At 36.1% G+C, this 424-nt stretch carries 1 protein-coding gene; it reads left to right on the forward strand.

The window, feature by feature from the left end:
• Window positions 1-424, forward strand: a 424-nt coding sequence (locus tag PZH32_RS11495) for an IS630 family transposase (protein ID WP_275208389.1), incomplete at both ends; no start/stop codon positions are given.

The following is a 424-nucleotide window of genomic DNA, read 5'->3' on the forward strand; positions in this document are numbered from 1 at the left end:
TGATTTGCTCTCAGGTGAAGCAATTCCATTAGTAAGTGAAACTCATAAAAGTTCTGACTTTGTGACTTTTCTAAAGAAACTTGATGAAAAATATCCAAAGAGCGATATGATTCGGATTATTCTGGATAATCACTCTGCACATACCTCCAAAGAAACCCAGGAATATCTGAATACGGTTTCTGGACGTTTTGAGTTTGTATTTACACCCAAACATGGTTCCTGGTTAAACATGATTGAAGGTTTTTTCAGTAAAATGACAAAGCAGATGCTGGGTGGAATCCGTGTGGAAAGCAAGAAAGAACTCGAAGATAGAATCTACAGATACTTTGATGAAATCAACAAAGAACCTGTGACCTACAAATGGACATATAAAATGGATACCATCGATCTTTCTCAAGAAGATATTGATTCCATAGTGTATGAG

It is taken from the genome of Adlercreutzia equolifaciens, from assembly GCF_029076695.1.
Classification (GTDB): Bacteria; Actinomycetota; Coriobacteriia; order Coriobacteriales; family Eggerthellaceae; genus Adlercreutzia; species Adlercreutzia equolifaciens_A.